16 protein-coding genes and 1 pseudogene are annotated in these 16,685 nt (G+C 70.5%); 9 read left to right on the top strand and 8 right to left on the bottom strand.

The genetic code is table 11. From position 1 onward, the window contains the following. Positions 1-34 precede the first annotated feature (34 nt). Positions 35-1,414: a PLP-dependent aminotransferase family protein gene (locus ACFV2X_RS35925; protein WP_385624846.1), complete on the bottom strand. Its 1,380-nt coding sequence runs from the start codon at positions 1,412-1,414 to the stop codon at positions 35-37. A 112-nt stretch (positions 1,415-1,526) separates the two neighbouring features. Here ACFV2X_RS35925 and ACFV2X_RS35930 point away from each other — a divergent pair, with 112 nt between their 5' ends. Beyond that, complete coding sequence (locus ACFV2X_RS35930) at positions 1,527-2,918, top strand: pyridoxal phosphate-dependent decarboxylase family protein (RefSeq protein WP_385624849.1); 1,392 nt, start codon at positions 1,527-1,529, stop codon at positions 2,916-2,918. A gap of 313 nt (positions 2,919-3,231) precedes the next feature. Next, entirely contained in the window at positions 3,232-4,302 is a 1,071-nt protein-coding gene (locus ACFV2X_RS35935; RefSeq protein WP_385624852.1) for a nitroreductase/quinone reductase family protein, read from the top strand. On the opposite strand, the gene ACFV2X_RS35940 is transcribed toward ACFV2X_RS35935, so the two are convergent. Both ACFV2X_RS35940 and ACFV2X_RS35945 read right to left on the bottom strand, forming a co-directional pair. After that, complete coding sequence (locus ACFV2X_RS35940) at positions 4,254-4,751, bottom strand: NUDIX domain-containing protein (protein ID WP_385624855.1); 498 nt, start codon at positions 4,749-4,751, stop codon at positions 4,254-4,256. The two genes, ACFV2X_RS35935 and ACFV2X_RS35940, sit on opposite strands and share 49 nt — an antisense overlap. A gap of 35 nt (positions 4,752-4,786) precedes the next feature. Next, a complete protein-coding gene (locus tag ACFV2X_RS35945) occupies positions 4,787-6,142 on the bottom strand; it encodes a tetratricopeptide repeat protein (RefSeq protein WP_385624858.1) in 1,356 nt (451 codons plus the stop codon). A 222-nt stretch (positions 6,143-6,364) separates the two neighbouring features. Here ACFV2X_RS35945 and ACFV2X_RS35950 point away from each other — a divergent pair, with 222 nt between their 5' ends. From ACFV2X_RS35950 to ACFV2X_RS35965, 4 genes are all read left to right on the top strand, one after another. Continuing rightward, a complete protein-coding gene (locus tag ACFV2X_RS35950) occupies positions 6,365-7,114 on the top strand; it encodes a hypothetical protein (protein WP_385624861.1) in 750 nt (249 codons plus the stop codon). Between the two features lie 75 nt (positions 7,115-7,189). Next, positions 7,190-8,101 carry an aminoglycoside phosphotransferase family protein gene (locus tag ACFV2X_RS35955; RefSeq protein WP_385624863.1) on the top strand — a complete coding sequence of 304 codons (912 nt, stop codon included), beginning with the start codon at positions 7,190-7,192 and terminating at the stop codon, positions 8,099-8,101. Position 8,102: 1 nt separating this feature from the next. Beyond that, a complete protein-coding gene (locus ACFV2X_RS35960) occupies positions 8,103-8,795 on the top strand; it encodes a class I SAM-dependent methyltransferase (protein WP_385624866.1) in 693 nt (230 codons plus the stop codon). Between the two features lie 33 nt (positions 8,796-8,828). Further along, positions 8,829-9,407: an HAD domain-containing protein gene (locus ACFV2X_RS35965; RefSeq protein WP_385624869.1), complete on the top strand. Its 579-nt coding sequence runs from the start codon at positions 8,829-8,831 to the stop codon at positions 9,405-9,407. Positions 9,408-9,604: 197 nt separating this feature from the next. Here ACFV2X_RS35965 and sodN read toward each other — a convergent pair whose 3' ends face one another. Next, positions 9,605-10,000 carry a superoxide dismutase, Ni gene (gene sodN / locus ACFV2X_RS35970; RefSeq protein ID WP_089511141.1) on the bottom strand — a complete coding sequence of 132 codons (396 nt, stop codon included), beginning with the start codon at positions 9,998-10,000 and terminating at the stop codon, positions 9,605-9,607. 154 nt (positions 10,001-10,154) lie between these two features. Between sodN and sodX the strand changes: the two are divergent. Further along, positions 10,155-10,463, top strand: a pseudogene (gene sodX, locus ACFV2X_RS35975) (nickel-type superoxide dismutase maturation protease); the annotation flags it as partial. A gap of 68 nt (positions 10,464-10,531) precedes the next feature. Here the strand turns inward: sodX and ACFV2X_RS35980 are convergent. Further along, complete coding sequence (locus ACFV2X_RS35980; RefSeq protein WP_385624871.1) at positions 10,532-11,206, bottom strand: CGNR zinc finger domain-containing protein; 675 nt, start codon at positions 11,204-11,206, stop codon at positions 10,532-10,534. Between the two features lie 88 nt (positions 11,207-11,294). Here ACFV2X_RS35980 and ACFV2X_RS35985 point away from each other — a divergent pair, with 88 nt between their 5' ends. Next, positions 11,295-12,083 carry a class I SAM-dependent methyltransferase gene (locus ACFV2X_RS35985; protein WP_385624873.1) on the top strand — a complete coding sequence of 263 codons (789 nt, stop codon included), beginning with the start codon at positions 11,295-11,297 and terminating at the stop codon, positions 12,081-12,083. A gap of 77 nt (positions 12,084-12,160) precedes the next feature. Here ACFV2X_RS35985 and ACFV2X_RS35990 read toward each other — a convergent pair whose 3' ends face one another. Genes ACFV2X_RS35990 through ACFV2X_RS36000 form a run of 3 tightly spaced genes read right to left on the bottom strand, consistent with a single transcriptional unit; the run spans position 12,161 to position 14,868 of the window. Beyond that, complete coding sequence (locus tag ACFV2X_RS35990) at positions 12,161-12,913, bottom strand: amino acid ABC transporter ATP-binding protein (RefSeq protein WP_385624902.1); 753 nt, start codon at positions 12,911-12,913, stop codon at positions 12,161-12,163. 5 nt (positions 12,914-12,918) lie between these two features. Continuing rightward, complete coding sequence (locus tag ACFV2X_RS35995) at positions 12,919-13,863, bottom strand: amino acid ABC transporter permease (RefSeq protein ID WP_385624876.1); 945 nt, start codon at positions 13,861-13,863, stop codon at positions 12,919-12,921. A 36-nt stretch (positions 13,864-13,899) separates the two neighbouring features. Next, positions 13,900-14,868 (bottom strand): ABC transporter substrate-binding protein, encoded by a 969-nt coding sequence (locus tag ACFV2X_RS36000; protein ID WP_385624879.1) that lies wholly within the window; start codon positions 14,866-14,868, stop codon positions 13,900-13,902. Positions 14,869-15,398: 530 nt separating this feature from the next. Here ACFV2X_RS36000 and ACFV2X_RS36005 point away from each other — a divergent pair. After that, positions 15,399-16,631, top strand: coding sequence for an NADP-dependent malic enzyme (locus ACFV2X_RS36005; protein WP_385624881.1), 1,233 nt, complete (start codon positions 15,399-15,401; stop codon positions 16,629-16,631). Positions 16,632-16,685: the final 54 nt, after the last annotated feature.

Raw genomic sequence — 16,685 nt, forward strand, 5'->3', positions numbered from 1 at the left:
GCCCCCTCGTCGGGACGCGGCGCACGCGCCTCCGTCAGGGCCCGTACGCCGCGTCCAGGACGGCCGCGACGCGGTCGAGGGCGGAGGGCGGCGGGGTGTAGGGCAACCGCAGATAGTGGGTGAGGGTGCGGTCGGCCGCGAAGCCAGGGCCGGGGGACACCTCCACCCCCAGCGCACGGGCCCGCTCCGCCACCGCGTCGGCCCGCGCGCCGGCCAGCCGCAGCCACAGGGCGAGCCCTCCGGGCGGGACGGTGAAGCTCCAGCGGTCGTCCCCGGCCAGCAGCCCGGCCAGATGGTCGCGCTGCCGCCGCAGCTCCGCCCGGCGCCGCAGCAGTACGGGCATCGGGTCGCCCAGCAGCTCTGCGGCCACGAGCTGCTGCATCGGCGGCGCGGCCAGCGGCGGGCACAGCGGGTCGCGGCACAGCTCGCCGATCAGGCCGGCCGGCCCCCGGATCCAGCCGATGCGCAGACCGCCCCATACGGTCTTGGCGGCCGAGCCGATCAGCAGGGCGCGCCGGATGCGGGGCGGCGCCGCCGCGCTCTCGGCGCCCTCGCGCAGGTCGAGGTCGCGCATCGTCTCGTCCGCCACGACCGTGACCCGGTGGCGTGCGGCCGACTCGGCGACGGCCCGCCGGGTACGGGGGGTCATGAGCGCGCCGGTCGGGTTCTGGAAGTCGGGCACCAGGTAGGCCAGTCCGCGGCGCGCCGCGCGGAAGGCGTCGTCGAGCTGGTCGAGGTCCCAGCCGTCGCCGGTGACCCGGCAGCCGGTCAGGCGCGCTCCGGCCCCGCGCAGCAAGGGAAGGGCGCCGAAATAGGTGGGGATCTCGACGGCCGCGACGCGCGGGCGCAGACGCGCGACGAGCAGCGCCAGGGCGGCGCGGGCGCCCGAGGTGACCAGGATCTGCTCGGGACGGGTGGGCAGCCCCTCGTCCGTGTGACGCCGGGCGATCAGCGACCGCAGCTCGGGCAGCCCCGGCCCCGGCTCCCCGTCCTGGGCCAGCACGGGGTCCGCCCGCTCGGCGGCCCGGAGCATGGCCGCCTGATAGGCCGCGCGGGGCGCGGCCGGCACGGCCTGGCGCAGGTCCATGGCGCCGGCCTCCCCGGTCGCGGAGAGGGGCGCGATGCGCGCGGCGGCCGCGGGAGGCAGCCGTACGGTGCTGGCGCTGCCGTGCCGGGTGTGGACCCAGCCGCCGTCCCGCAGCGTCGTCAGCGCCGCGGTCAGGGTGCCGCGGCTGACGCCGAGCCCGGCGGCCAAACGGCGTTCGGCGGGCAGCCTGCCGCCGGTACGCAGCCGGCCGTCCAGCACGGCCTCCCGTACGGCCTCGGCCAGCGCGGCCACCAGCGGGGTGCCGGGCCTGCGCCACTCGCCCACCACGGTGACCAGCTGCTCGGCGCTGATACGGACATCGGTCATACGGACATTGCCCACTGGTCCAGTTTTCCATGATTGGACCAGGCTTCCCGGTCTCCTCCTGCCTAGGGTCGGCCCGAGACCCATCCCTGTCGAGACGGAGAACGGAGCCGAAATGCACCCTCGACTCGCCCATGATCTGGCCGATCTGCCCGACGCCCTGGAGGCCACCCGGCTGCTCGCCACAGGTGTGCTCGACGGGCTGGAGGAGCGGCCGGTCGTCCCCTCCGTACGGCCGCCCGAGCCCGTACCGCTGCCGGCGGAGGGGGCCGGACTGCGGGCCGCGCTGGCGGAGTTCGCCGAACGCTGGGAGCCGGCCTTCGGAGCGAGCGCCGGGCCGCGCTACCTCGGGTTCGTCACCGGCGGCACCACACCGGCCGCACTGGCCGGGGACTGGCTGACCGCGGCCCTGGACCAGAACTCCAACTCGTCGCTGGACGGCACCGGGCAGCACCTGGAGCGTCAGACAGTCGGCTGGCTGCGTGAGTTGTTCGGCCTCGGCGCGGCCCACGAGGGCGCGTTCGTCAGCGGCGCCACGATGTCCAACACGGTCGGCCTGGCGATCGCCCGCGAGTGGCTGGGGGAACGCCGGGGCGTCTCGGTCGCCGAGGCCGGGGCGGCGGCCCTGGGGCCGGTACGCGTGCTGTCCGGCAGCCCGCACTCCAGCGTCGCCAAGGCCCTGTCCATGCTCGGCATGGGCCGTGGCGCGCTGGTCCCGCTGGCGACCCTGCCCGGACGGGAGGCGGTCGACCCGGCCGCGCTGGAGGAGGCGCTGGAGCGGACCGACGGCCCGTGCGTGGTCGTCGCGAACGCGGGCACGGTCAACACCGTCGACTTCGACGACCTGCGCGCCGTCGCCGCCCTGAAGGACCGCCACGACTTCTGGCTCCACGTGGACGCCGCCTTCGGCGCCTTCGCCGCGCTCACCCCACGCCACGCCCACCTCGTCGCCGGCCTGGACGCGGCCGACTCGGTCTGTGTGGACCTGCACAAGTGGCTGAACGTGCCGTACGACAGCGCCGTCCAGTTCACCCGCCGCCGCGATCTGCAGGCCCGGGTCTTCCAGAACGCGGCCGCCTACCTCGGCCCGCTCGGCGCGACCCCCGACCTCGTCCACCTCACCCCCGAGAACTCCCGTCGCCTGCGCGCCCTCGCCGCCTGGTTCACGCTGCGGGCCTACGGCCGGGACGGGCACCGCGACATCGTCGAGCGCTGCACGGACTGCGCCCACGCCCTGGGCGAGGCCGTCGACGCCACCCCGGGGCTACGGCTCCTCGCCCCCGTCCGGCTGAACGTCGTCTGCTTCACCCTGGCCGAGGACCCGACCCCCGAACGGCTCGCCGCCTTCACCGAGTCGCTGGCCGACGAGGTCTTCCTCACCCCGACCGTCTACGCGGGCGTCCCCGCGCTGCGCGCGGCCTTCAGCAACTGGCGCACCACCGGGGCCGATGTGCACCGCATCGCCCGGCGCCTCGCGGAGGCGACCCGAGGCGCGGGCGCATGTTGACAGCGGGTGACCGCCTGGCTGTAATGGGGTGCGGTGCCGCGTGGCGTCGACCAAAGAGCAGTGGGCCGGTCGGCGGCTGGGCGAGCACCATCATGAAGGGGCCACGCCATGAGTTCATACTCCGCGCCTCGCATCTGACCCGAGAGCCATCGCGCGCCGGGCCCCGTCCGTCATTTCTGTTCAGCCCGCACTTCTGTTCCGTCGGCTGAGCACATCCACACCCACGTCCGTCTCCGGGCCTCCGGACGAGGGCTGCGCGCGCCTCCACACCCTTTTCCGGCCTTTTCTGGCCTTTCTGGAGAGTCGACACCGCATGCCCAAGTCCTTCAACCAGCAGATCATCGAGGAGTTCCGAGCAAACGGAGGAAAGGTCGGTGGCCCCTTCGAAGGCGGCGACCTCCTCCTGCTCACCACCACCGGAGCGAAGTCGGGGCAGCCCCACACCGTTCCGCTCGGCTACGTCCGCGACGGCGACCTGCACCTCGTCGTCGCGTCCAACCTCGGCGCGCCCCGCCATCCCGCCTGGTACCACAACCTCCTCGCCCACCCCGTGGTGCGGGTGGAGGTCGGCACCGAGGCGTACGAGGCGATCGCGGTCCCCGCAGAGGGAACGCGGCGCGATGAGCTCTTCGAGCGGGCGGTGCGGGCCGCGCCCGGATACGGCGACTACCAGAGCAGTACCGCCCGCACACTGCCGGTCGTGGCGCTGGAACGCCCCGGCCACGCAGCGGAGGAGGCGCCCCGCGAGGTCAGGACCCTCGCCGACAAGTTCCTGCAGATCCACACCTGGCTGCGCGGCCAGCTGCGCCACATACGCGACGAGGCCGACGCCCACCTCGCCGCCCGCGCCGCCCACCAGGGCCCGGGCGAACCCCCGCCGCCCGGTCTCGGCCTGCAGATCCGCCAGCACTGCCTGGCCTTCTGCGAGGGGCTGACGCACCACCACACCGGCGAGGACGACCACGTCTTCCCCGCCCTCGCGACCCACCACCCCCAGCTGCGCGAACCCCTCGAACACCTCCGCGACCAGCACCGCACGCTCGCCCGCCTCAAGGACCGGCTGCTCGCCCTGCTCGCCGATATCGCCACCGCCGACCCCGTACGCTTCCGGGCCGAGCTGGACCGGATCAGCGAGGAGCTGACCCGGCACCTCGACGACGAGGAGAAGTGGCTGCTCCCCGCCCTGGCACAGATCCCTTCCCGCCGACCCCGCCCGCCCAGCAGGCCGATTGACGGTCGGCGGCTCGCCCCGCGGGACACCGGGGAAGCGGTCCAGGATCGAGTCGTAGGCCAAAAGACGGGCCACCAACCGGTCGAGTCGCATCAACGTCTCCTTCACCAGCCGTTGAGGGAGACCCCCGGGTCGCCGACGAGGTACCGGTGAAGGGCGCTGGCGGTGGTCTCCACGAATTCCTGGGGGACCGCGTCGGCGTCGACCCAGCAGACCTGGGCATGCTTGCGTGGCTCGCGGTTCTCGGGCTCGCCGGTCCATTCGTGGGCGGCGAAGACGACGGTGAGGAAACCGTTGGGGGCCTCTACGCCCCAGGCGCCGTGGATGATGTGGGCGACCTTCAGGGCCTCCGGTTTCACGGTCAGGCCCGTCTCCTCAAACAGCTCACGGACGGCTGTCTCGGTGATGGGTTCGCCTGGCTCGCTCTTGCCCACGGGAAGGTCCCACATGCCCTGGGCGAACTTGGCGTTCTGGCTGCGCTGGAGGAGGACGACGCGGTTGGTGGCCTTGTCGTGGACGATGACGGCGGCGACCAGCAGGGTCATGGATCCGAGGGCGGGCGGCAGGGCTTTGGGCTGGTCGTCGGTTGTCCGCTGAGCCACGGCAGGTGTCCCTTCGTCGGCCGGATGGTGGCAGCTTAGGCCAGCGCTTCGCGTGCACGACGGGCGAGTTCGGCGGCTCCGGGCACTTTGCGGCGCTGGTAGATCGCGAGGGTGGAGCGCAGCGATGTGATGGCCTTGCGGGTGCGGTCGGAAGTCATCCCCTCCATCAGCGTCAGGGCCTGGGACCAGGCGGCGACGGCCTCATCGGCTCGGGCCTGGGCGGCGAGGCTGTCGCCAAGGTCGGCGTAGGTGAGGGCGTGGACGCGTTTGTACTTCTCGGGGTCCCAGCGCACCAGGGCATCGCGGTGTTGCTGCTCGGTGCCGATGTGGTCGGCGAGGTCGGTCAAGGTGCGAGCGGTGTGGCTGGCAACGGTGCCGGCGGCGGGGCCGCTTACGCGTGAGTAGCTGGGCTGAGGGCCGTCGTCCCGTAACAGGGCGTCTTCGGCGGCGAGGAGGGCGCGGGCGGCCAGGGGATTCTCTCCGATGGCCGCGTAGGCCCGAGCGTGGGTGATGTGGAGGAGGGCTTCGGTCTGGCCGTCGATGTGGCCGGTGCCTTGGGCGAGGGCGGCTTCGGCGAGGTCGACGCAGTGGTGGGGCTGTTTGAGGCTGAGGGCCTGGTGGGCGAGGGCGCGCATCATCCAGGCGGCGTGGCCGTGCGGGTCCGCTTCGCAGGCGAGTTGGAAGCCGACCTGGTAGTAGCGCTGGGCTGCGCCTTCGTGGCCGAGGTCGTGGTGTTTCCAACCGGCCAGGTAGGCGAGTTCGGCGACGGCGCCGAAGGCAGCCCGGCGTAAGGCTTCGTCGGGGAAGCGTCCACGCAGCATGGGGGCGGCGGTGTCAGCGAGGTAGGCGGTTACCGTGGTCAGACCGTGGCCACCCCCGAGGCGTTCGTCAGCCGCGCTGAAGGCTGCGGTGATCTGCCGTACGACGTCCAGGTCCTCCACCCCGACCACGGACATGCCGGTGCGGGCGCGGAGCATGCGGGCGGTGGCCTCGTGGTCGTAGCCGAGCGGCATGGCGACGCCGGCGGTGGTGAAGGCCGCGATGGCGAGGAAGCGGCGGCGCTCGACGTCGGCGCGGCCCAGGTCGGTGACGGCGAGGACGGGGTCGGATTCCGCCGGCTCTTCGGCGTCACCGGCATGGAGGCCGATCTCGGTCTGGGTGATCGTGCGTCCCGCTCGGCGGGACAGCACCTCGGCCAGGTACTGGCCTACCCGCCCCGAAGGGGTGCGGGTGCCGTTCACCCAATGCGAGATGGCCGACTTGTTGGTCTGGAGAATCTCGCCGTTCTCGGCGGCGGTACGCCGCACGTCTCTGGCGAGGGCCTCGTAGGTGCAGTCGACCGCGTCGATGACGTCACGCAGACGGGAGTTGGGGTCTTTCGGCGCCGCCACGATCGCCTCCACTCCGGAGCTGTAAACCGCGTATACCGCTTCAACTGCCTTCCACGGTACCCACTGAGCGTGACCATCGGTTCACTTGTCAGTAGTCGCCCGGAACGGCGCGACCGTGACCCAGGCTCCCCTTGGTCCGGGCGGCTCCCCGAAGTTCCGTACGCCCACACCGGGTTCGGGCATTCCTGTGCCCGGCCCCGGCCGATCAGAGACGGAGACACGGTGACCACCATCGACACTACGGCCATCACGGTCGAGCTGCCCGAGGCATTCGACCCGCGCTGGAGCCGCCTGCCCGGCATCCAGGCCGACGGCCGGCGCATCACGATCGACCCGGCCAAGTACTTCTTCCGCTTCGAGTCCAACACCTGGCTCGTCGCCGACTGGGAGCTGGTCAAGTCCCAGCTCCTCGGTGTGGACGAGACGACCGAGAGCGCGGTCGAGCAACTCGCGCTCGACTTCATCAAGAACCACGGCGAGTCCACCTCGGACGCCGCCCGCGTGCTGACCACCGCCTACGAGATGTACGCGTACCTGTTCCGCGACGAGCACCTCGCTGGCCTCGGACTCCCGCAGATTACCGCCGACCACCTGCGGATGCTCCGCGAGGCGGCCACGCTCATGGCGCTCAACAAGGTCGAGCTGGACGGGCACATCTCCAACGTCGGCCCGTGCTGGTTCTTCCCCGCCGCCACCTCGGTCGTCTTCGACCTGGACGACGAGATGGGCGGGATGCTCGACGAGGTTTACCACGGCGGCTGGTTCAACGAGCACCGCCGGATCGAGTCCATCAAGGCTCACGCCGCACTCGGTGGCCGGCTCGTGCACGGTTGCCAGTCCGTGCCGGACCAGTCCGGCGGCGTGGTCGCACCCTACGGTGCCTCGATGGCCAACTTTCGTGACGATCTCGCCGCCTTCAAGGCGAGCTGGATCGAGCAGGTCTACGCCCACCGCGTGAACCCCGCCGCGTAACCCACCACCCGATCGGGCTCCGGGGCGGGCCGACATCTCTCGCTCGCCCCGGACTCCACTCCCTGGAGCCCTCACGTGTCCACGAACCCCAGCGCCGAACTCCTCGACAACCTGCTCACCGTGGCCGGCCAGGCCACCGCCCTACGGGAGGGGGTGCGCGTGTGGTCCATGTCCGGAGTCGAGCGCGTGACTTTCCCCGACGGCTCCACCGCCATCTTCAAGTACGCCAAGAAGCCGTTCGACAGCGAGGACCAGATCCTCCGGCTGGCCCACACCCGCGGCGTTCCTGTCCCCCAAGTCCACGCTTCCGCCGTTCTGGACGGCTGGCTCGGCATGCTCATGGAGGACCTCGGGCCGTCTGCCCGCGAGGCCGATGACCTGGACGGCGTTGCCGCGTCTGTGGTCCTGCACGGCACCCGTACGGCTCCCCCCTTGCCCGTCCTCGACCAGGAGCGGCTGCGCATGCTGCCGGTCCGGGCGCTGGAGCATCTCGAACGGCTGCGCAAGGCCGACCGGTGGCAGGACGCCGACGACGTTGAGGACGCGCTCGACAGGACCGCCCAGGCCGCCGAGGCCCGCACGGTCGGAGCGACGATGGCGCCCTTCGGCTGGGTGCACTCCGAGTTCCACCCCACCAGCCTCCACATCGGGGAGCGCGGCTGGCGGCTGCTCGACTTCGCCCGCGCCTTCGCCGGTCCCGGCCTGCTCGACCTCGCCAGCTGGCACGGAACCATCGAGCCCCCGCACCCCGTGCGCCTGCGCGTCTTCCTGGAGCAGTACGTCACCGCTGGCGGCACCCCCGACGCCCTCGCCCCGCGCGGCGGGCTGACCGCCGAGAGCTGGGCCCTGGGCTGGCATCGGATGTGGGCCGTCGAGTGGTTCATGGAGCAGTCCATCCGCTGGATCGACGATCCGGCCACCGATCCCGCCTACCTCAAGGCCGTCCGCCGCCATCTCGCCGACGTCCTCCACCTCCTGGAGATCTGACGTGCTCGCCCAGGCTTCCCCGTGGCATGCTCACGCATTCCAGCGCACCGCCGCCGGACTCGCCGAACCCCTGTCCGTACCCGCGCGGATGGAGTGGACCACAAGGCCCGGCCAAGGGCTCGGCGCCGACGTCCTCGGGCCCGACCTGCGCGGCAAGCGGCTCCTGGAGCTCGGCTGCGGCCCCGGTCACAACGCCGCCCACCTCGCCACCCGCCACGGGGCTCACGTCACCGGCGTCGACCTGGTTGGCCTGCAGGTCCACCGCGCTCGCTCCCACTACGGACGGCTGAACAACCTCACCTTTGTCGCCGGCCACGCCCTGCACTACCTGCAAGCCTCCGACGAGCAGTTCGACGCGATCTACTCCGTCTTCGGCGCCGTAGGGCTTGTCGCCCCTGAGCTCCTGCTGCCGACCATCGCCCAGCGCCTCAAGCCCGGACGGGTGCTCGCCTTCTCCGTCCCCCACCCGCAGCGCGGCGGCCGCAGACCCTCGGGCGACGACCGTCCGCGCCGCGACCACGTCACTCTTCCCGACCGAACCTCGCTCCCCATCGCACGCTGGGAGTTCTCCACCGACCGGTGGGAGAAGCACCTCAGCCAGGCAGGTTTCCGGCTTACCTCGGCCCAGGAGTTCCACGACGTTCGCATAGGCCACTGGCCCACCACGCTGCTGATCCGAGCTCGCAAGCTCTGACAGCCATTCGCCCGGCTTCCCCTGGAGGAACCGATGCGTCCGCCCTACCTGCTCCTCGACATCGACGGCGTCCTCATACCCTTCCCCGACGCGGATGGCTCGACCCCTGCCACCCACGCCCACCACGACGTCGTCCCCACCGGCCGGAGCGTTGACAACCCGGTCACCATCTGGCTCAACCCCGCCCACGGCCCCATGCTCATAGACGTGATCAGTGCGGGCCTGGTCACCCCTGTCTGGTGCACCAGTTGGCGGCAGGACGCCACCACCCTGATCGGGCCCCTCCTCGACCTCCCGCCCCTCCTGCACGTCGACCTGCCGCGCCCTCAGATCACCACCAGCCACCCCAACGGCTACCTGTGGAAGCGCGACCATGTCGACGCCTGGCTGGGTGACGCCCCCGCTGTGTGGATCGACGACGACTTCACCAGCCTCGACCATGAATGGGCAGCAGAGCGCACCACCCGTGGCGCGGCGACCCTCCTGATCCAGCCTGGTCCCCGTGCCGGACTCCAGGCTGAACACCTGTCCGAGATCCGGGTGTGGGCCATGCGGTTGCTCGCTGTGCAGACTGCTGCCGCCGCTGCTCCGAGCGAAACCGATGCGGCCTGACGCGAACCGGGCCCAGAAATGCCGATGCCCTCACCACGTGGCATGGCAAGGGCATCGACCGGGATCAGCGGTGCCGAGCAGGACACCGACGCGCACCCGGACCGTCATGGACGCCGTGTTCGGCGGCCTGCGGACCGGGTGCGGACAGGTAGACCAGGCGACCAAAGGAATCGCAGGTCAAGCGGCATGATCGAAGATCAGGCCTTCTTGGTCTCCCAGAAGATCTTGTCGATCTGGGCGATGTAGTCCAGAGCCTTCTGGCCCGTCGCCGGGTCCGTGGAGGCCTTGGCGGCGCTGAGGGCCTTGAGGGCGTCGTTGACCAGCTGGTGCAGCTCCGGGTACTTCTCGAAGTGCGGCGGCTTGAAGTAGTCGCTCCACAGCACCGAGACGTGGTGCTTGGCGAGCTCCGCGCGCTGCTCCTTGATGACAGTGGCGCGAGCCCGGAAGTGCGGGTCCTCGTTGGCCTGGTACTTCTCCTGGACGGCCTTGACGGACTCGGCCTCGATACGGGCCTGGGCCGGGTCGTACACGCCGCAGGGCAGGTCGCAGTGGGCGCTGACCTTGACCTTCGGGGCGAACAGGCGGGAGAGCATACTGCTGTCCTTCCTAAGTGATCGTCTTCTCAGGTGCGAGATTACTCCGTGGGGGAAGGCTTTTCTCGGGTGCCCCGGGGGGCTTAGGTCAAAAGTCCAGTGGCAGCCTGAGATGCCTGGGATGCTGAATGTGTACGTGACCGGAGGTGCCGTGATGCGGGAGCAGCTGCACGATCGCGGGCAGGAGCAGGACCGCGAGCGCGGTGGGCTGCTGCGGATCGGGCTCGCCGAGGTGTACAACCCGTCGATGGTGCCGACGCTGAACCCCGGTGACCGGCTGGTCGTCCGGTACGGCGCGGCCGTCCGCGCGGGCGATGTGGTGGTGCTGCGGCATCCGTTCCGCCAGGACCTGCTGATCGTCAAGCGCGCGGTGGAGCGGCGCGACGGCGGCTGGTGGGTCATGGGGGACAACCCGTACGTGGAGAACGACAGCCGGGAGTTCGGCGTGGTGCCGGACGATCTGGTGGTGGCCCGGGCCTGGCTGCGGTTGCGGCCGCGGCCGGCCGCGGGGTCGGGTCCCGCGGGGTCGGGTCAGCGGTCGCTGACCGGGATGCTGTCGTGGGCGCTGTCCGCGGTGCGGCCGGTGCGGGCGCTGCGTTCCGGGCGGTCGTTGCCGGGCTGGCGTGGGGCGCTGTCGGAGCGCTCGGCGTCGAGGCGCTTGCGGGCGCGGTAGGCGGCGACGTTGGCGCGGGTGGCGCAGCGGTCCGAGCAGTAGCGCCGGGATCGATTTGTCGATGTGTCGAGATAGGCGTTGCGACAGGGCGTGGCCTCGCAGATGCCGAGGCGGTCGACGCCCAGCTCGGTGAGGTGGAAGGCGAGCCCCATGGAGGCGGTCGCGGCATAGCCGGCGCCCGCGTTGGCCGCGTAGTCGGCGATGTGCATATGCCAGTCGGGGCGGCCGTCCTCGTCCCGGTGCTCATGCCCGGAGATCTGCGGGCTGACCGGGAACTCGATCAGCAGCGCGTTCAGCAGGTCCACGGCCAGCACCTCGTCCCCGCCCGCCGCCGCCTCGAATACCGCGCGCAGCCGGGCGCGTACTGATCTCAGCCGGGTGACATCGGCGTCGGTGGCGCGCCGCGCCGCCTGCTGGCTCGCCCCGAAGAGCTCGCGTACGGCCTCGACCGAGGTGAGGGTGTCGGTGCCGCGGGCGGGCTCCTCGCTGTTGACCAGGCGCACGGCGAGATCCGAGTAATAAGCCAGTTCCACTTGTGGTCCTTACGAGGGCGGGGCTAGGGTCGGTAATGGCTGATCTAGGTACGAGGGTATTACGACCGAGGGACGGGGAGAGCGTTCGATGGTGGACACCGTCGCCGCGCCGAACTGGCGGGCATGGCAGCAGAGCTGGGATCGACAGCAGGAGTGGTACCTCCCCGACCGCGAGGAGCGGTTCCGGGTGATGCTGGACGCGGTGGAGGCGCTGGTCGGCCCGGAGCCCAGAATCCTGGACCTGGCCTGCGGCACGGGCAGCATCACCGACCGGGCGGTGCGCAGATTCCCCCGCGCGACCAGCACGGGCGTGGATCTGGACCCGGCGCTGCTGACCATCGCGCGCGGCCACTTCGCGGCGGACCACCGGGTCCGGTTCATCACGGCGGATCTGCGCGACCCGAAGTGGACGGACGAGCTGCCGCACCGCTCGTATGACGCCGTACTCACCGCCACCGCGCTGCACTGGCTGGACAGCGATGCGCTGCGGGTGCTGTACGGGCAGCTGGCCGGGGTGGTGCGGGACGGCGGGGTGTTCCTGAACGCCGACCATATGCCGGGGGAGGGCACGCCGCGGATCGACGCCGGGGTGCGCGCGTTCGAGGACGCCCGGCGGGAGCGGGCCAGGGCCGAGGGCGTGCAGGACTGGGCGGCGTGGTGGCAGGCGGCGGCGGGGGATCCGGTGCTCGGCGCGTCCGTCGCCGAGCGGTTCAAGATCTTCGGTAACCCGGCCGACGGGCCCGACCACGCGAGCGGTGTGGCCGAGGCGTTCCAGCCCGTCGGCTGGCATGCGGACACGCTGCGCGAGGTGGGGTTCGGCGAGGCGCGGGCCGTGTGGTGCTCCCCGTCGGACGCGATGGTGCTCGCGCTGAAGTAGTTCAAGGAGCTCAAGCGGGTACGGGCGGTACGGGCCGGATTCGGCCCGTACCGCCCGTTGCGTACCGGCGAACAGCGCTACAGGACCTTCGACAGGAACGACTTCGTCCGCTCGTGCCGCGGATTGGTCAGCACTTCGCGCGGATGCCCGGACTCCACGACCACCCCGTCGTCCATGAACACGACGGAGTCCCCGACCTCGCGGGCGAAGCCCATCTCGTGCGTCACCACGATCATGGTCATCCCGTCCTCCGCCAGCCCGCGCATCACATCCAGCACATCGCCGACCAGCTCGGGGTCGAGCGCCGATGTGGGCTCGTCGAAGAGCATCAGCTTGGGCTCCATGGCCAGCGCCCGCGCGATGGCCACGCGCTGCTGCTGGCCGCCGGAGAGCTGCGAGGGGTAGCTGCCCGCCTTGTCGGAGAGCCCCACCCGGTCCAGCAGCTTCAGCGCGCGCTCCCGCGCGACCGCCTTCGTCTCGCCCTTGACCTGGACCGGCGCCTCTATGACGTTCTCCACCGCGGTCATATGCGGGAAGAGGTTGAAGCGCTGGAAGACCATGCCGATGTCCCGGCGCTTCTCGGCGACCTCGCGGTCCCTGAGCTCGTAGAGCTTGTCGCCCTTCTGCCGGTAGCCGACCAGCTCGCCGTCCACGTACAGCCGCCCGGAGTTGATCTTCTCCAGGTGATTGATACAGCGCAGGAAGGTGGACTTCCCGGAGCCGGACGGGCCGATCAGACAGAACACCTCGCGGGGCGCGACCTCCAGGTCGATGCCCTTGAGGACCTGTACGGCGCCGAAGGACTTGTGCACGCCCTCGGCCTTCACCATGGCGGTCATGACGTGCCCACACCTCCTGCGGAGCGGTTGGAGAAGGAGAACAGATTCGCCCGGATCCGCTGCAGCGGGGTCGGGGGCAGGCTCCGGCTCGAGCCGCGGGCGTAGTACCGCTCCAGGTAGTACTGGCCCACGCTCAGGACGGAGGTGAGGATGAGATACCAGGCGGCGGCGAGGAAGAGCATCTCCGTGACGGCGCCGGAGCTGTTGGAGATGTCCTGCGCGGCTCTCAGCAGCTCTCCGTACTGCACCACGACGAGGAGCGAGGTCGTCTTGAGCATGTTGATGAGCTCGTTGCCGGTCGGCGGCACGATCACCCGCATCGCCTGCGGCAGCACGATCCGCCGCAGCGTCTTGGCGTGGCTCATGCCCAGCGCGTGGGCCGCCTCGGTCTGGCCCTCGTCGACCGCGAGGAGGCCCGCGCGGGAGATCTCCGCCATGTACGCGGCCTCGTTCAGGCCGAGCCCGAGCAGGGCGGCCAGGAACGGGGTCATGAAGTCGGACCACTCGTCCTGGTAGATCGGACCGAGATTGATGTAGTGGAAGATCAGCCCGAGGTTGAACCAGACCAGCAGCTGCACATAGACCGGGGTGCCGCGGAAGAACCAGATGTAGGCCCAGGCGATGGCGGCGTTCACCGGGTTCTTGGACAGCCGCATCACCGCCAGGAGGATGCCGAGGACCACGCCGAGCACCATGGAGGCGATCGTGATCCAGAGAGTCAGGCCGACGCCCTTGAGGATCCGGTCGTCGAAGAAGTAATCCGGGATGGCCCCCCAGTTCACGTCCCCTTGGGAAAACGCGTACACGATCGACACCAGGAAAGCGATGACGACGACCGCGGTGACCCAGCGGCCGTAATGCCGCACCGGGATGGCCTTGATGTTCTCCGGTGCGGGTGGCGGGGCGTCCTTCGGGCCCGCCTTGTCGATCTCAACAGTCACGGAGAGAGCCTTTCAATGGGGGAGAGGGGAGGACGGTCACTTGCCACCGTTGACGACGGCCTTGTCGACCGCTCCGGCCTCGACGCCCCACTTGGCGATGATCTTGTCGTATTCGCCGTTCGCGATGATCAGGGCGAGCGCCTGCTTGAGGGCGTCGCGCAGCTGGTCGTTCCCCTTGGGCACGGCGATGCCGTACGGGGCCGCCTCCACCTGCTCGCCGACGAGCTGGAAAGCGTTGCCGCCACCCGTGGTCTTCACGGCGTAGGCGGCGACCGGGAAGTCACTGGAGCCGGCGTCGGCGCCGCCGGCGCGCAGCCGGGTCTGGGCCTCGATGTCGTCGTCGTAGGCCTCGGTCGAGATCTTCCCCTTGCCCTTCTTCTCGCAGCTCTTGGACTGGGCCTTGGCCAGGTCCTCCGAGACGGTGGCGCGCTGGACGACGATCTTCTTGCCGCACAGGTCGTCCCAGGTCTTGATCCCCTGGTCGTTGCCCTTCTTGGTGTAGATGGACACACCGGCGGTGAAGTAGTCGACGAAGTCCACGCCCTTGCCGACCGGCTTGCCGGTGTCGGGGTCCACGCCGTCCTGGCGGCTCTTGTTGTCGGTCATCGCCGACATGATGATGTCGTACCGCTTGGAGCGCAGACCGAGCAGCAGGCCGTCGAACTTGTTGTTGTTGAACTCGAACTTCACGCCGAGGACCTTGCCCAGCGCGGCGGCGAGGTCCGGGTCCAGGCCGACGACCTGGCCGTCCTTCTTGAACTCCACCGGCGGATAGGCGATGTCCGAGCCGACCTTGATCACACCCCTGTTCTGGATCTCCGCAGGAAGCGTGTTGAAGAGAGGGGCCTTGTTGGTGTCGCCGGCGGAGGTGGTGGTCGCCTTGTCCCTCTGGTCGCCGCAGCCCGTCAGGAGCAGGGCGCCGGTGACCGCGATCGCGCCGGCGACGGCCGCCTTGGACTTCATGCCGGTCCGTCGGCTGCGTCGGCGCGTGATGCTGGCGGTCATGCTCGTTCCTCCTGCGGGGTGAGAGGGTCTCCGAATGAGCCGGAACACGTTTGTGGGTGTCGCGACCCTGTGTGATTGGGGCATCTTGCCACCGGACTGGCTCGATCAGACGTCCAGCCATGTCAAAATCGGATAACGGGAGACCCCCGTGGTGCACAGACGCGGAAACGTCGGGCCGCAGGATCGCGGCCAATGAACGGAACGAGACGTTCATCACGTTTCATCACTTAGGGAAACGTCTCGAGTGTTGGACGTTCGAGAGTGATTCAATCGCTTTTGCGGGTAACGCGAGGTAATCGAACGCCACACACCGGCCGCGGCGGGAAATCGCTCGTCCCCGGAAGAGCCTTCCGGTAGAACGGGCGGTTACACCCCTCACCCGGGGCTCAGGGCGCGTGTGCGGCGCGCCCGGCGTTCGTATCTGGCCCCAGGCGGCGGATATCTGCCCAGTGGGACCCGGACGCGGTGCCCGCCCGCTCCCCAACCAGGGGCGGCTACCCTCACTAGAAATACGACAAAGGGGTCAAATAGTGGCAGCGGAGATCGCGAATCCTCGCAGCGACAGCACGAACGGCAGTGCCGGAGACGCGGAGGGTGTCGCGGACGGCGAGCCCTTCGATCCGGCTTTCGCGCTCCACCGGGGCGGCAAGATGGCCATCGAGGCGACGGTGCCGGTGCGGAACAAGGACGATCTGTCCCTCGCCTACACGCCGGGCGTCGCGAAGGTCTGCAGCGCCATCGCCGAAAATCCCGAGCTGGTGCATGAGTACACCTGGAAGTCCCAGGTCGTCGCCGTCGTCACGGACGGCAGCGCGGTGCTCGGGCTCGGCGACATCGGCCCGGAGGCCTCCCTGCCGGTGATGGAGGGCAAGGCCATCCTCTTCAAGCAGTTCGGCGGCGTCGACGCGGTGCCGATCGCCCTCGACTGCCGGGAGGTGGACGAGATCGTGGAGACCGTCGCCCGGTTCGCCCCCTCCTTCGGCGGCGTGAACCTGGAGGACATCTCCGCCCCGCGCTGCTTCGAGATCGAGCGCAAGCTCCAGGAGCGCGTCGACATCCCGATCTTCCACGACGACCAGCACGGCACCGCCGTCGTCACCCTCGCCGCGCTGCGCAACGCGGCCAAGCTGACCGACCGCTCCCTCGGCCAGCTGCGCGCCGTGATCTCCGGCGCCGGCGCCGCCGGGGTCGCCATCGCCAGGATCCTGGTCGAGGCGGGGATCGGCGATGTCGCGGTCTGCGACCGCAAGGGCATCGTGTCCGCCGACCGCGAGGACCTGACCGACGTCAAGCGGGAGCTGGCCGGCTTCACCAACAAGGCCGGGCTGACCGGCCCCATGGAGGCCGCGCTGGACGGCGCCGACGTCTTCATCGGGGTCAGCGGCGGTACGGTCCCCGAGCAGTCGGTCGCGAAGATGGCACCCGGCTGCTTCATCTTCGCGATGGCCAACCCCACTCCGGAGATCCACCCGGACATCGCCCACAAGTACGCCGCCGTGGTCGCCACCGGCCGCAGCGACTACCCGAACCAGATCAACAACGTGCTGGCCTTCCCGGGCATCTTCGCCGGCGCGCTCCAGGTCCGGGCCTCCCGGATCACCGAGGGCATGAAGCTCGCCGCCGCCGAGGCGCTGGCCGCCGTGGTGGCCGACGAACTGAGCGCCGAAAAGGTCATCCCCTCGCCGTTCGACGACCGGGTCGCCCCGGCCGTCACCGCGGCCGTCGCGGCGGCGGCCCGCGCGGAGGGCGTGGCGCGCCGCTGACGCGCTGCGCTGTTGGCCTGTATACGGCCGGGCCGCCGCCTCCGCGTGAGGCGG

This window comes from Streptomyces sp. NPDC059679, from assembly GCF_042734105.1.
Lineage (GTDB): Bacteria > Actinomycetota > Actinomycetes > Streptomycetales > Streptomycetaceae > Streptomyces.

What these genes read in the sequence shown, in the direction of transcription:
- ACFV2X_RS35925 (WP_385624846.1), bottom strand. Translation starts at nt 1,414, where the DNA reads ATGACCGATGTCCGTATCAGCGCCGAGCAGCTGGTCACCGTGGTGGGC.
- ACFV2X_RS35930 (WP_385624849.1), top strand. Translation starts at nt 1,527, where the DNA reads ATGCACCCTCGACTCGCCCATGATCTGGCCGATCTGCCCGACGCCCTG.
- ACFV2X_RS35935 (WP_385624852.1), top strand. Translation starts at nt 3,232, where the DNA reads ATGCCCAAGTCCTTCAACCAGCAGATCATCGAGGAGTTCCGAGCAAAC.
- ACFV2X_RS35965 (WP_385624869.1), top strand. Translation starts at nt 8,829, where the DNA reads ATGCGTCCGCCCTACCTGCTCCTCGACATCGACGGCGTCCTCATACCC.
- sodN (WP_089511141.1), bottom strand. Translation starts at nt 10,000, where the DNA reads ATGCTCTCCCGCCTGTTCGCCCCGAAGGTCAAGGTCAGCGCCCACTGC.
- ACFV2X_RS35985 (WP_385624873.1), top strand. Translation starts at nt 11,295, where the DNA reads ATGGTGGACACCGTCGCCGCGCCGAACTGGCGGGCATGGCAGCAGAGC.
- ACFV2X_RS35990 (WP_385624902.1), bottom strand. Translation starts at nt 12,913, where the DNA reads ATGGTGAAGGCCGAGGGCGTGCACAAGTCCTTCGGCGCCGTACAGGTC.
- ACFV2X_RS36000 (WP_385624879.1), bottom strand. Translation starts at nt 14,868, where the DNA reads ATGACCGCCAGCATCACGCGCCGACGCAGCCGACGGACCGGCATGAAG.